13 protein-coding genes and 2 rRNA genes are annotated in these 14378 nt (G+C 49.2%); 14 read left to right on the top strand and 1 reads right to left on the bottom strand.

Annotated features, from left to right (window positions below; all coding sequences use genetic code 11):
* Positions 1-25: 25 nt before the first annotated feature.
* The 11 genes from L985_RS00225 to rsmI all read left to right on the top strand — a co-directional run bounded on the left by L985_RS00225 (position 26) and on the right by rsmI (position 9628).
* Positions 26-2939: ribosomal RNA gene (locus L985_RS00225) — 23S ribosomal RNA — on the top strand.
* A 46-nt stretch (positions 2940-2985) separates the two neighbouring features.
* Positions 2986-3101, top strand: a 5S ribosomal RNA gene (gene rrf / locus L985_RS00230).
* A 69-nt stretch (positions 3102-3170) separates the two neighbouring features.
* Complete coding sequence (locus L985_RS00235) at positions 3171-4589, top strand: aminotransferase class I/II-fold pyridoxal phosphate-dependent enzyme (protein ID WP_029343041.1); 1419 nt, start codon at positions 3171-3173, stop codon at positions 4587-4589.
* Positions 4586-5224 carry a dTMP kinase gene (gene tmk / locus L985_RS00240; protein ID WP_029343042.1) on the top strand — a complete coding sequence of 213 codons (639 nt, stop codon included), beginning with the start codon at positions 4586-4588 and terminating at the stop codon, positions 5222-5224. Before L985_RS00235 ends, tmk begins: the two co-directional genes overlap by 4 nt.
* The gene (locus tag L985_RS00245; protein ID WP_023466519.1) at positions 5221-5550 is read left to right on the top strand and encodes a cyclic-di-AMP receptor; all 330 of its coding nucleotides are present in this window, start codon (positions 5221-5223) and stop codon (positions 5548-5550) included. Before tmk ends, L985_RS00245 begins: the two co-directional genes overlap by 4 nt.
* Entirely contained in the window at positions 5550-6542 is a 993-nt protein-coding gene (locus tag L985_RS00250; protein WP_029343043.1) for a DNA polymerase, read from the top strand. The genes L985_RS00245 and L985_RS00250 overlap by 1 nt, the downstream gene beginning before the upstream one ends.
* Positions 6543-6548: 6 nt before the next feature.
* The gene (locus L985_RS00255; RefSeq protein WP_029343044.1) at positions 6549-7379 is read left to right on the top strand and encodes a PSP1 domain-containing protein; all 831 of its coding nucleotides are present in this window, start codon (positions 6549-6551) and stop codon (positions 7377-7379) included.
* A gap of 8 nt (positions 7380-7387) precedes the next feature.
* Positions 7388-7738 (top strand): DNA replication initiation control protein YabA, encoded by a 351-nt coding sequence (yabA, locus tag L985_RS00260; RefSeq protein ID WP_119182633.1) that lies wholly within the window; start codon positions 7388-7390, stop codon positions 7736-7738.
* A 51-nt stretch (positions 7739-7789) separates the two neighbouring features.
* Positions 7790-8527 carry a tRNA1(Val) (adenine(37)-N6)-methyltransferase gene (locus L985_RS00265; RefSeq protein ID WP_029343046.1) on the top strand — a complete coding sequence of 246 codons (738 nt, stop codon included), beginning with the start codon at positions 7790-7792 and terminating at the stop codon, positions 8525-8527.
* Positions 8520-8774 carry a GIY-YIG nuclease family protein gene (locus L985_RS00270; protein WP_029343047.1) on the top strand — a complete coding sequence of 85 codons (255 nt, stop codon included), beginning with the start codon at positions 8520-8522 and terminating at the stop codon, positions 8772-8774. The genes L985_RS00265 and L985_RS00270 overlap by 8 nt, the downstream gene beginning before the upstream one ends.
* Positions 8771-9628 (top strand): 16S rRNA (cytidine(1402)-2'-O)-methyltransferase, encoded by an 858-nt coding sequence (gene rsmI / locus L985_RS00275; RefSeq protein ID WP_047392712.1) that lies wholly within the window; start codon positions 8771-8773, stop codon positions 9626-9628. Before L985_RS00270 ends, rsmI begins: the two co-directional genes overlap by 4 nt.
* A 34-nt stretch (positions 9629-9662) precedes the next feature.
* Here the strand turns inward: rsmI and L985_RS00280 are convergent, their stop codons facing one another.
* On the bottom strand, positions 9663-9959 hold the full coding sequence (locus L985_RS00280; RefSeq protein WP_023466531.1) for a transition state genes transcriptional regulator AbrB: 297 nt from the start codon (positions 9957-9959) through the stop codon (positions 9663-9665).
* Positions 9960-10283: 324 nt separating this feature from the next.
* Between L985_RS00280 and metG the strand changes: the two genes are divergently transcribed.
* From metG to L985_RS17220, 3 genes are read left to right on the top strand one after another with little or no spacing between them, the layout of a single operon-like run.
* Complete coding sequence (gene metG / locus L985_RS00285; protein ID WP_256375370.1) at positions 10284-12263, top strand: methionine--tRNA ligase; 1980 nt, start codon at positions 10284-10286, stop codon at positions 12261-12263.
* 59 nt (positions 12264-12322) lie between these two features.
* Positions 12323-13090, top strand: coding sequence for a TatD family hydrolase (locus L985_RS00290; RefSeq protein WP_023466535.1), 768 nt, complete (start codon positions 12323-12325; stop codon positions 13088-13090).
* Positions 13087-14358, top strand: coding sequence for a 3D domain-containing protein (locus L985_RS17220; RefSeq protein ID WP_047392709.1), 1272 nt, complete (start codon positions 13087-13089; stop codon positions 14356-14358). Before L985_RS00290 ends, L985_RS17220 begins: the two co-directional genes overlap by 4 nt.
* Positions 14359-14378: the final 20 nt, after the last annotated feature.

Consider the following 14378-nt stretch of genomic DNA (forward strand, 5'->3'; position numbering starts at 1 on the left):
GTGTGTTCTTAGAATACCAACGCTAGATCAAGGTATGAAGGGCGTACGGTGGATGCCTTGGCACTAGGAGCCGATGAAGGACGCGACGAACAGCGATATGCTTCGGGGAGCAGTAAGTATGCTTTGATCCGAAGATTTCCGAATGGGGGAACCCACCATCCGTAATGGGATGGGACATGTTACGTGAATACATAGCGTAGCGTGAGGCAGACCCGGGGAACTGAAACATCTAAGTACCCGGAGGAAGAGAAAGCAAATGCGATTCCCTGAGTAGCGGCGAGCGAAACGGGAACAGCCCAAACCGAAGAGCATGCTCTTCGGGGTTGTAGGACACTCTATACGGAGTCAAAAAGGAAGACAGTAGGTGAAGGACCTGGAAAGGTCGGCCGAAGAAGGTGACAGCCCTGTAGCTGAAACTGTTTTCCCTCCAGAGTGGATCCTGAGTACGGCGGGACACGTGAAACCCCGTCGGAATCCGGGAGGACCATCTCCCAAGGCTAAATACTCCCTAGTGACCGATAGTGAACCAGTACCGTGAGGGAAAGGTGAAAAGCACCCCGGAAGGGGAGTGAAATAGATCCTGAAACCGTATGCCTACAAGTAGTCAGAGCCCGTTAACGGGTGATGGCGTGCCTTTTGTAGAATGAACCGGCGAGTTACGATAACGCGCGAGGTTAAGCCGATGAGGCGGAGCCGTAGCGAAAGCGAGTCTGAACAGGGCGTTCAGTGCGTTGTCGTAGACCCGAAACCAGGTGATCTACCCATGTCCAGGATGAAGGTCAGGTAACACTGACTGGAGGTCCGAACCCACGCACGTTGAAAAGTGCGGGGATGAGGTGTGGGTAGCGGTGAAATGCCAATCGAACCTGGAGATAGCTGGTTCTCCCCGAAATAGCTTTAGGGCTAGCCTCGAGGTTGAGAGTTCTGGAGGTAGAGCACTGATTGGACTAGGGGCCCCCACAGGGTTACCGAATTCAGTTAAACTCCGAATGCCAGCAACTTATACTCGGGAGTCAGACTGCGAGTGATAAGATCCGTAGTCAAGAGGGAAACAGCCCAGACCGCCAGCTAAGGTCCCAAAGTGTATGTTAAGTGGAAAAGGATGTGGCGCTGCCTAGACAGCTAGGATGTTGGCTTAGAAGCAGCCACCATTCAAAGAGTGCGTAATAGCTCACTAGTCGAGTGGCGCCGCGCCGAAAATGTAACGGGGCTAAACATACCACCGAAGCTGCGGATTCCGTAAGGAATGGTAGGGGAGCGTTCCAAACCGCTGTGAAGCTGTACCGGAAGGAGCAGTGGAGCGTTTGGAAGTGAGAATGCCGGTGTGAGTAGCGAAAAGAGGGGTGAGAATCCCCTCCGTCGAAAGCCCAAGGTTTCCTGAGGAAGGCTCGTCCGCTCAGGGTTAGTCTGGACCTAAGCCGAGGCCGAAAGGCGTAGGCGATGGATAACAGGTTGATATTCCTGTACCGCCGATCCACCGTTTGAACAATGGGGGGACGCAGGAGGATAGTGACGCATGCGGATGGAAGTGCATGTGCAAGTTTCAAGACCGTCTGATTGGCAAATCCGTCAGGCACCAAAGTCAAGGAACGATGCGGAGTCCCGTAGGGACGTAGGTCACGATTTCACACTGCCAAGAAAAGCCTCTAGTGAGGGGGAAGGCGCCAGTACCGTAAACCGACACAGGTAGGCGAGATGAGAATTCTAAGACGCGCGGGATAACTCTCGTTAAGGAACTCGGCAAAATGGTCCCGTAACTTCGGGAGAAGGGACGCTCTACATGAGTAGAGCCGCAGTGAATAGGCCCAAACGACTGTTTAGCAAAAACACAGGTCTCTGCTAAATCGCAAGATGACGTATAGGGGCTGACGCCTGCCCGGTGCTGGAAGGTTAAGGGGATGGGTTAGCGCAAGCGAAGCTTTGAACCGAAGCCCCAGTAAACGGCGGCCGTAACTATAACGGTCCTAAGGTAGCGAAATTCCTTGTCGGGTAAGTTCCGACCCGCACGAAAGGCGTAACGATTTGGGCACTGTCTCAACGAGAGACCCGGTGAAATCATAGTACCTGTGAAGATGCAGGTTACCCGCGACAGGACGGAAAGACCCCATGGAGCTTTACTACAGCCTGATATTGAGGCTTTGTGCATGATGTACAGGATAGGCGGGAGACGTCGAGCCCGGAGCGCCAGCTTCGGAGGAGTCACCCTTGGGATACCGCCCTTCATGCATAGAGTCTCTAACTCGCAGCCGTGATCCGGCTGGAGGACCGTGTCAGGCGGGTAGTTTGACTGGGGCGGTCGCCTCCTAAACAGTAACGGAGGCGCCCAAAGGTTCCCTCAGAATGGTTGGAAATCATTCGTAGAGCGCAAAGGCAGAAGGGAGCTTGACTGCGAGACCTACAAGTCGAGCAGGGACGAAAGTCGGGCTTAGTGATCCGGTGGTTCCGCATGGAAGGGCCATCGCTCAACGGATAAAAGCTACCCTGGGGATAACAGGCTGATCTCCCCCAAGAGTCCACATCGACGGGGAGGTTTGGCACCTCGATGTCGGCTCATCGCATCCTGGGGCTGGAGTAGGTCCCAAGGGTTGGGCTGTTCGCCCATTAAAGCGGTACGCGAGCTGGGTTCAGAACGTCGTGAGACAGTTCGGTCCCTATCCGTCGTGGGCGCAGGAAATTTGAGGAGAGCTGTCCTTAGTACGAGAGGACCGGGATGGACGCACCGCTGGTGTACCAGTTGTTCCGCCAGGAGCATCGCTGGGTAGCTACGTGCGGACGGGATAAATGCTGAAAGCATCTAAGCATGAAGCCCCCTCCAAGATGAGATTTCCCTTTGAGTAATCAAGAAAGACCCCTCAGAGACGATGAGGTAGATAGGTCACGGGTGGAAGCATGGCGACATGTGGAGCTGAGTGATACTAATCGGTCGAGGCCTTGTTCTAGCAGATGCTTGTTGATGACTTCAGTTTTGAGGGCGCGAGCCCGTCGTCTGGTGACGATAGCCAAGTGGTCACACCCGTTCCCATGCCGAACACGGAAGTTAAGCACTTGAACGCCGAAAGTAGTTGGGGGCTTCCCCCTGTGAGGATAGGACGTTGCCAGGCACTTGACCGATCTGCAGATTGCAGGTCGGTCTTTTTGTGTAATCATTTTAGAGGAAAAGGAGTTTTTTCATGAAACACGAACTTCCTATTGTACATGCACTTCAACGTCACTTAGATCGAACGCCCATCTCATGGCATGTTCCTGGACATAAGAATGGGACATTAACACCGCTTCCTGACTTTTTTAAATGGGACGTCACAGAATTACCTGGTCTAGATGATTTTCATCATCCGGAAGAGGTCATTGCAGACGCGATAGCTTTGTTGCGAAAAGTCTATGATGCAAAAGCGAGTCATTTCCTTGTGAATGGTTCGACTGTTGGGAATTGGGCGATGCTTGCCGCTATAGCAACAAGAGGAGAGCGTGTTTATGTACAGCGTAACTCGCATAAATCCGTGTTCAATGCGTTAGAATGGCTAGGCATCGAACCGATCTTTCTTGAACCAGATATTCATGAGGAAACGGGAATTAGTGGCCATGTTTCACGTGAAACATTAAAGGAAGCGTTTACGAAATATCCAGGAGGAGTTGGCGTGTTTATCACTTCACCGACCTATTACGGGGAAGCAGCTGATATCATGTCACTCGTTCAGCTCACAGCGTCGCATGAACTCCCTTTATTAGTGGATGAAGCACACGGTGCACACTTCGGTGAAGCATTTGGTGTGCGCTCAGCATTTGAATTAGGAGCAACCGCGGTCGTTCAATCTGCCCATAAAACGCTTCCCGCACTAACGATGGGAGCATGGATGCACGAGCGATTTTCAGAAAAGACGAGAAGGAAGTTACAGCGAGCGCTTCAAGCGTTTCAGACCTCAAGTCCTTCATATTTACTTCTGGCTTCATTAGACTATGCGCGTTCCTATCGTGAACAATGGACAGTTAAAGGTATGTCAGATATTCAGGCTAGTCATGATGCATTCATCGAAGCACTTCAACGGTTCGATCATATGACGGTCCTTCGCTTCGATGATTGGTCACGGATGACATTAACGTATGAGGGATATTCAGGAGATGCGTTGCTGCACGCGTTACGAGCTGTTCAACTCGATGCGGAATTTGCTCTAGGAGATCACGTCGTCTGTATTTTGCCACTTCGTCCGCTAGCAAAGTCTGAGCAGAATGACTGGGTCCATCGTGTCGAACGAGCCATTCAAATGATGAAATCAGAAGGAATTCCTTTGAAAAGGTATATCGAGCAACCAATTATGGGTAAAATACAGGTATCTGCTTTATCTTGTTCTTATGAACAGTTAGAACAAGCAACAGGTACGTTCCGTCAGCTGGATGAGTGTATCGGTCATGTTTCACTCGAAACGATTATTCCGTACCCGCCAGGCATTCCGTTGATCGTCAGAGGAGAACGTATTACGGCGGAACAGGTATTACGTTTACGACATTATCAAACCGTAGCCGTTCATTTGCAAGGAGGCGAACAATTGCAACGAGGAGCGTTACGCGTCATAGAGGAAGGGTTTGAAGAATGAAAGGTACGTTCATTACTGTCGAAGGACCGGATGGTGCCGGTAAAACGACACAACTACAATTGCTTGGCGATGTGTTAAAAGAAAAGGGCTATAACGTCATGACGACCCGCGAGCCAGGTGGCACACGCGTTGGAAACGAAATTCGTTCGTTGATTTTGAATCCTGATTTTGAAGAGATGAAAGAGATGACGGAAATTCTGCTGTATGCAGCGTCTCGTGCCCAGCATGTCGAGGAATTGATTCGACCGGCGTTAGAGGCAGGCACAATCGTCTTATGTGACCGATTCGTCGATGCGTCACTTGCGTATCAAGGATATGGTCTTGGACATCCGATTGATCTCGTGCGTCAAATCAATGATTCTGCAACAGGCGGGTTGGCGCCAGACCGGACGTATTTGTTTGATTTAACGGTAAAAGATTCTAAAAAACGAATGATGGATCGGGGAGCACTTGATCGAATCGAGCAACGAGATGATGCGTTTCGTGCCCGCGTCTATGATGGTTTTCAGCAGATTGCGGCGTCGGATCCAGAACGGGTACAGATCGTACAAGCCAATCGGTCGATTGAAGCGATTCATCAGGACTTAGTGGAAGATGTCATTACGTATTTAGAAGAAAAGGAGAGATTCTCATGAAAATGGTCATTACGATCGTTCAAGATAAAGATAGCTTACGTTTGGCGGAAGCACTTGTCGAGCATGATTTCCGAGCAACGAAACTGGCAACGACAGGTGGTTTTCTTAAAGAAGGGAACACGACGTTCATGATTGGTGTACAGAGTGAGCGTCTCGATGATTTGTTACGATTGATCAAAAAGAACTGTTCGAGCCGCGAACAGATGGTCTCTCCAATCTCACCAATGGGTGGTCATGCCGATTCTTATATCCCGTATCCCGTTGAAGTCCAGGTAGGCGGGGCAACGGTCTTCGTCTTGCCAATCGAAGGGTTTCATCAATTCTGATGCAGACGTTTCATGAACTGGAACAGACACAATCGGTCATTTCGACGATTCTTCAAAATTCGTTACGGAACGATCGAATCAATCACGCTTATATCTTCACCGGAGACTATGAGCCGCTTCTACTTGAAGCGGCTCACTTGTTCGCGAAAAGCCTTTTTTGTGAGGCACCGGTCGATGTAGAACCGTGTGGTGTCTGTCGTAGCTGTCGGCGGATGGAAAGTGGCAACTTGGTCGATTATTATGAAATCGAACCAGATGGCGCGACCATCAAAAAAGAACAGATTCAACAATTGATGCATGATCTCTCACTCCGAGGACTCGAAGGCGATCGTCAGATTTATGTCATTACCCAGTCCCATAAGATGACTCCGCAGGCAGCGAACAGTTTGCTGAAGTTCTTTGAGGAACCAGGAGAAGGAAAAGTAGCCTTATTGTTGACGAATCAACCTCAACTCCTTTTACCGACGATTCGATCGCGGGGACAGTTATTAAGTTTTCGCCCAGCGGATCGTCAAATGATTGGCGAGGTTTTATCTGAAAAAACGGGACGGGACCACGAGTTGACGCAACTGGCAGCGCGTGTCTATCCAAAAGTCGAGGATGCGGAAGAAGCATTACTCGAAGACTGGTTTGTAAATGCGCGAGCGTCAGTGTTACAATTGATGGAGGAATTAGCGAATCGTCCGGCTGATTTACCGCTGTTCGTACAAGAGAAATGGATGGGACAATTCAAGAACCGTCAGGATGTCCGAATCGGTCTTGAACTCGTCACCTGTTTCTTCGAGGATGTCTTACGTCTGAAACTGAATCCGGCGTGGGAAGGTATGACCTATACGAATAGTAAACCCCACCTTGAACAGATGGGGTCTAAGAGCCAGACGACGATCACCCGCTGGTTGCAAGCTGTGCTTGCTGCAGTCCGACGGGTCGAAGCGAATGTTAATCCCCAATTAACAGTTGAGCGTCTCATGTTTGACTTACAGAAAGGGTAGAGCGACATGCTAGAAGTAGTAGGCGTTCGCTTTAAAGAAGCGGGCAAAATTTATTATTTTGCACCTGGACAAGAGTCATTATCACGAGGACAAGCAGTCATCGTTGAGACGGTACGGGGCATTGAATATGGCGAAGTGGTCATCGCCGATAAACAAATGGACGAAGAAGATGTGGTGTTGCCACTGAAATCCATTCTTCGAATTGCTGACGATAAGGATGCAATGATCGTCCGCGAAAATAAAGTCGCAGCGCTTGATGCGCATGCGGTATGTGTCGAAAAAATCCGTGAACATAAACTCGATATGAAATTGGTCGATGTCGAGTACACGTTTGACCGCAATAAGGTCATCTTCTACTTCACGGCAGAAGGACGTGTCGATTTCCGTGAGCTCGTCAAAGATTTAGCGGCTGTCTTCCGGACACGCATCGAACTCCGTCAAATCGGTGTTCGGGATGAAGCGAAGTTACTTGGAGGCATCGGTCCGTGTGGTCGTGTCTTATGTTGTTCATCTTTCCTTGGTGAGTTCGAACCGGTCTCGATCAAGATGGCAAAAGATCAAAACCTGTCGTTGAATCCGACGAAGATTTCAGGAGTATGTGGTCGTTTGATGTGCTGCTTGAAATATGAGAACGATACGTATGAAGAGATGCGCCGTGATTTGCCGGACTACGGAAAACGTTTGACGGTACCTGAAGGCGAAGGACGCGTCGTTGGCTTGAACATCCTCGATCAAGTCGTTCAAATCGAACTGAAGGATCGTTCCCGCGTCTTGACGTATTCGATGGAAGAACTATTATCCGTTGGTGCCGTAAAACCAAAACGACCAAAAGAATAACGGGGTGCATACGCGTGGAGAGAGTCGATAAAAAAGAAATCATTACGCGTGTCGATGCGATTGAGCAACAGATTCATTTGCTGACTGAGCATCTGAGCGTGTTAAAGGATCAGCTGGCTTACATGATGGAAGAGAACCAACATCTGTATCTGGAGAATCATCATCTTCGGGAAAAAGTCGAACGCGATGAACAACAGCCGGTCACGGAAGCGGAAGAAGCGGAAGCGGGCGTCGGTGCGGGCTACGATAATCTCGGACGATTGTACCAGGAAGGGTTCCACATCTGTAACTTGCATTATGGACAAGTACGAAAAGACGGCGATTGCCTCTTTTGCTTATCCATGTTAACGAAACATTGAGAGGCTGACTTCTACATGAGTCAGTCTTTTTTTCGGAAAGGAAGGCACGACATGTTTGAACTATTACCAGACGAACGACTTGATTATCTCTTAGGACAAGAAGGGAAAATCATTCAAAGTCCATCCGTCTTCTCGTATTCACTCGACGCGGCACTGCTCGCACGATTTGCGTGGGTCCCGATTCAACAGGGACGGATTGCCGATCTCTGTTCGGGAAACGGTGCGATTCCACTCTTTTTATCCTACCGGACGAAAGGGCAGATCACGGGTCTTGAAATTCAACCGCGACTAGCGGAGATGGCACGACGTAGCGTCAACTTGAATGAACTGAACAATCGGATTGAGATGATTGAAGGGGACGTCAAAGAGGCGGGTACGCGTCTTGGATACGGCATCTATGATGCTGTCACCTGTAATCCTCCTTATTTTTTAGCAAACGAGACATCGAACCAAAACCAAAGTGAACATTATACGATTGCAAGACATGAAGTCCTCTGTACACTCGAAGACTGTATTCGAGGTGCATCTGATTTGTTGAAACAAGGCGGGAAAGCAGCGTTCGTCCATCGACCGGAACGACTGCTTGATATCGTTACCTTGATGCGGGCGTATCGCTTGGAACCGAAACGGATGCAGCTGATTTATCCGAAAGCAGGGAAGGAAGCGAACATGCTCTTGATCGAGGGGATCAAGGATGCAAAACCTGGACTAAAGGTCCTTCCCCCATTCATCGTCTATGAAGCGGACAACTCGTATGCGGCTCAGATGAAGGAGCTGTTCGATGTCTGAGCATGCAGTCTATATCGTTCGTTGCCAAGATGATACGTATTATACGGGTTACGCGGTAGACGTCACGCAACGCATCGCGACACATAACGCAGGTAAGGGTGCGAAGTATACACGTGCCCGTCTACCGGTCGTCCTCGTTCATCAGGAGATATTCGCAACGAAGTCAGAGGCAATGAAGCGGGAATATGCGATTAAACAATTAACACGTTCACAAAAAGAACGTTTGATTCAAGGAGGAACCTCATGAAAGCGACGAGTAGCTATCAACAGCAAGGAGCCGGTCTCTATATCGTCCCGACACCAATCGGCAATTTAGAAGACATGACGTATCGGGCCGTCCGGATCTTACAGGAATCCGATATCGTCGCAGCAGAAGATACCCGGCAGACGATGAAACTGTTTCGGCACTTTTCGATTGAGACGAAGCTTGTCAGTTACCACGAACACAATAAACAAACGAGCGGAGAACGACTCCTCGCTGATTTAGAGGCAGGAAAACAAATCGCTCTCGTCTCCGATGCCGGCATGCCAGGTATCTCGGACCCGGGAAGTGATTTGATTCGTCAAGCGATTGCAGCAGACATTCCTGTCATCGTTCTTCCGGGTGCAAACGCTGCGTTAACAGCTCTTGTCGCGTCTGGTCTTTCGACAGAACGCTTTTTGTATTACGGCTTTTTGCCACGGAAGAAAAAAGAGCGTCGCGAAGCGTTAGAGCAATTGAAATACGAAACAGGAACGCTCGTCTTTTATGAAGCACCGCATCGTTTGAAAGAGATGTTACAAGGGGTCGAGGAAGTACTTGGTGATCGTCACGTGACGTTAGCTCGGGAACTAACGAAACGGTATGAAGAATACATTCGGGGGAGCGTGAGTGAATTACGCGCTTGGGCAGCAGAAGACGTTCGGGGCGAGTTCGTCGTTCTTGTCGAAGGATCAAACGAAGAACGACCGGATGCTGTCATCCAAGACAGTGATCCGCTCGAGCAAATCCGCCGGTACATCGAAGAAGGCGAAAAGCCGAATGCGGCGTTGAAGCGTGTCGCAAAGGAACGGGGACTGGACCGTCAGGAACTGTACCTCGCGTTTCACGAAGCAGATTAAAAAAGGAAGCCCCGTCAGGAGCTTCCTTTTGTGTTTATTCGTTGCTTGCGTAGTGACGATCGAGGAAATCTTTTAATTCAACGAGAACGCGTTGTGCGCCATCTGGTGAAAGAATCAATTTACCATCAGCCAATTTGAAGTTATCTTCTGAAACTTCTCCTGTGACTTGGCAAGTCATGTTTGGTTTATATTTTTTAAGGATGATCTGTTCGTTATCGACATAGATCTCGAGGGCATCCTTTTCTGCGATTTGAAGTGTACGGCGTAATTCGATTGGAATTACGACACGACCGAGCTCGTCTACTTTACGTACAATACCTGTTGATTTCATTTTGTTGTTCCTCCTTTGATGTCATGGATCTCTTTTTCTTTTGAAAAATCGTCAAAATTCGACATCGTTTCTATAGAATGTAGAATACTAGACTTTCCAAAAGTAGTCAACCAATCTGAATAGTTTGAAATCAAAATGTCATTTATTTCTCAAAAACACCATATTTGAAACGATTTATTAATGCATTTTCCCTTTTTAAAGGAAATGAAACTATAGAGTGTGTTTTTTTGTAATTTGATGTCTGATGTCAAAAAATGTTTCGATTCGACAAAAAGTGAGTTTCGACATCAGTCCCGTAACAGCGTATAATAGCCTATAATGAAGATGGAAATCAGAGAACGGAGGAATAACATGGCAAAGACATTTTATATCACGACCCCGATTTATTATCCAAGTGCAAAACTACATATCGGTCACGCGTACACGACGGTGGCTGGAGATGCGATGGCACGGTACAAACGACTTCAAGGATTCGACGTCCGGTATTTGACAGGTAGCGATGAGCACGGTCAAAAGATCCAGGAAAAAGCAGCAGAAGCAGGGATCTCGGAACAGGCATTCGTCGACGGTGTCGTCGAGCAGATTAAAGTCTTATGGGATCGTCTCGACATCTCGTACGATGATTATATCCGGACGACAGAACCACGTCACAAGAAAGTCGTCGAAAAAGTGTTCGAAACACTTCTTGAATCAGGCGATATCTATTTAGGTGAATACGAAGGTTGGTATTCGATTCCGGATGAGACGTACTATACCGAATCACAACTCGTCGACGGGAAGAGCCCTGACAGTGGACACCCGGTCGAACTCGTTCGCGAAGAATGTTACTTCTTCCGGATCAGCAAGTACGCGGACCGTCTACTTGAGTACTTTGAAGCGAATCCGTCATTCATCTTGCCAGAATCACGTAAACACGAAATGATCAATAACTTCATTAAACCAGGTCTTCAAGACTTAGCGGTCTCACGGACGACATTCAACTGGGGTGTACAAGTCCCGTCGAATCCGAAGCACGTCGTCTACGTCTGGATCGATGCGTTGACGAACTATATCTCGTCACTCGGTTATGGTACGGATGATCATGGTAACTTCGATAAGTACTGGCCAGCAGATGTTCATCTCGTCGGAAAAGAAATCGTTCGTTTCCACACGATTATCTGGCCGGCACTCTTGATGGCGCTTGACCTCCCATTACCGAAGAAAGTCTTCGCACATGGTTGGTTATTGATGAAAGACGGAAAAATGTCGAAATCAAAAGGAAACGTCGTCGATCCGATTCCGTTGACGGATCGTTACGGTCTCGATGCCCTTCGTTACTACCTCTTACGGGAAGTGCCATTCGGTTCGGACGGTATGTTCACACCTGAAGCATTCGTTGAGCGGATGAACTACGATTTAGCGAACGACCTCGGGAACTTACTCAACCGGACGATCGCGATGGTCACGAAATACTTTGACGGTGAGATCCCAGCCTATACAGGTAATGTGACACCGTTTGATGCGACACTGTCGGATCTTGCAAAAGAAACGGTCACGAAAGTCGAAGCATCGATGGAACACATGGAATTCTCTGTCGTGCTATCGAACATTTGGCAATTGATCAGCCGTGCCAATAAATACATTGATGAGACACAACCGTGGGTGCTTGCAAAAGACGAATCCAAAACGGCGGAACTCGGTTCAGTCATGGTGCATCTCGTCGGCGTCTTACGTCACGTGGCGATCATGTTGCAACCGTTCATGACGCGTTCACCAAAAGAGATCTTCGCGCAACTTGGTCTCTCTGGACAAGCGATGGACTGGGCGGCGCTCGAGAAGTTCGCAGACATCACACCAGGAACAAAAGTTGGAACAGCGACACCGATTTTCCCACGTCTCGACGTCAAAGAAGAAGTCGAAGCAATCGTCGACATGATGCGTCAAGCTTCTGCAGCACGTGTTGAGGAAGAGGAAGTCGAAGAGGCGGATGAAGATGTCCGTCCGGAAACGACGATCGATGTCTTTGACCAAATCGAATTACGTGTTGGTGAAGTCGTGACGGCTGAGAAAATCAAAAAGGCGAAAAAACTATTGAAGCTACAAGTCGATATGGGGAATGAAACACGCCAAATCGTCTCCGGTATCGCTCAGTGGTATGAGCCGGAAGATTTAGTCGGACGAAAAGTCATCGTCGTGGCGAACTTGAAACCGGTCACGTTACGTGGCGAACTCTCACAAGGAATGGTCCTTGCTGCTGAAAAAGCAGGAAAACTTGAACTGGCGACGGTCCCGTCAACGATGGCGAACGGCGCAAGCGTAAAATAAAACCGATGCCTGTGGACTTCATGTCACAGGCATTTTTTTAAAGAAGGAGTCGAATAGCTATGTTAATCGATACACATACTCACTTGAATGCAGACCAATTTGCGGATGACGTCCACGAGACGATCGAGCGGGCACGCGCGAACGGCGTCTCACCGATGATCGTCGTAGGATTTGATCATAAGACGATTGATCGCGCGATGGAGCTCGTCGAAGCGTATGACGATCTCTATGCGGTCATCGGCTGGCATCCTGTCGACTCGATTGATTTTGATGAGGAAGCTTATCAAAAGGTCGAACGGTTGATGGACCATGAAAAAGTCGTCGCGCTTGGAGAAATCGGGCTCGACTATCACTGGGACACGTCACCGAAGGACGTGCAGCAGGAAGCTTTCCGTAAACAGATCCGTCTCGCGAAGCAGAAGAAGAAGCCAATCGTCATCCATAACCGGGAAGCGACAGAAGATACGTTACGAATTCTTGAAGAAGAGGATGCAAAAGAAGTCGGGGGGATTCTGCACAGTTACAGCATGAGTGCTGAATTGCTACCACGATGCCTGGCGATGAACTTCTACATTTCACTCGGTGGTCCCGTGACGTTTAAGAATGCGAAGATGCCGAAGCGTGTCGCACAGGAAGTACCGCTCGATCGTTTACTCGTTGAGACGGATTGTCCGTATCTGACACCGACACCGCACCGCGGAAAACGCAACGAACCAGCTTACGTCCGGTTCGTCGCTGAAGAGATTGCGCAGCTCCGTGGCATGATGTATGCCGATGTGGAAGCGGCGACGACAGAAAATGCAAAACGGGTCTTCCGTCTGCCATGATGCGTTCGTTGACATTCGTTACGATCGGGTGCAGCCTGCTACTTGCGGCTGCACTCGTCTATGGGATGATGGATCATCCACAGACTGTGACTGTCTTGATTGATGGTCAAGAACAGCAAATTGAAACGACAGCTGACTCTGTCTATGGAGCACTCGAAGAAGCTGGTATTACGACGCGTGACAATGATGTGATTGAACCGGCTCTTAGTGCCGACTTGCCGGAAAAACGATTGATCGTCATTCAGCGGGCAAAAGAAATCACGCTGATCATGGGATATGGTGAATCACGTCGGGTTCGGACGCAGGCACGGCAAGTGAAGGATTTGCTTGCAGAACGCGGCATCAAGAAAGCAGACACCGATGATATCTATCCGTCCTCTGATGCTGTATTGACGAACGGCATGACGGTGCGGTACCGGGAAGCTTTTCCCGTTGATCTCGTCGTCGGTGGAAAAGCCCGACAAATCTACACGTATGAGACGTCCGTCCGCGAATTGTTAGCGCGAGAAGGAATCCGCTTGCAAAAAGAAGACCGGGTCGCTCCGGATCCCGACACCCGCGTGACGGAAGGTACGTTGATTACCGTCAACACGACACGTCGTGCGACGTTGACGCAAGAACAGCTCGTTCCGTTTGAAATTGAAGAAGTCGAGGATCCGACCTTACCGGAAGGCGAGCAACTCGTGACGGCATCTGGTCGTCCAGGTGTCCGAACGAAAAAGTATCAATTGACATTAGCTGACGGTCTTAGCAAAGAGAAGAAACTGATTGATGACCAAGTGACACGGACACCTATCAAACAAGTCGTCAAGGTCGGAACAAAACCAATCGAGACGCCTACTGAAGCACCCGTCTTTAACGAAGAGCAGGCGACGAATCCACTAACTGAAACACCGAAAGCCGATGCGGACCTTGATTTTTCGAGTGCGAAGAGTTTGATGGTCGAAGCGACGGCGTATACGAACGATCCAGCTTCGAACGGCAGTCGTTTGTACAACGGACGTGCCTTGACAGCGACCGGGTATGACGTGACGGATACGATTACTTATCAAGGGATGCCGATCATCGCGGTTGATCCGAAAGTCATTCCGCTTGGAACGAAGGTCTACGTCGAAGGAGTGGGTCTTGCGATCGCCCTCGATACCGGTGGAGCCATCAAAGGAAATAAGATCGATGTCTTGGTCGACGGAGAACAAAAAGCGAAGACGTTCGGTCGAAAACAACTGCAAGTCTGGGTCATTCCTAGTGCAACGGAAGCGGACACGTGACGCTTCCTTGTTTTTTTCGT

Origin of the sequence: Exiguobacterium sp. ZWU0009 (assembly GCF_000798935.2) — a bacterium.
Taxonomy (GTDB): domain Bacteria; phylum Bacillota; class Bacilli; order Exiguobacteriales; family Exiguobacteriaceae; genus Exiguobacterium_A; species Exiguobacterium_A acetylicum.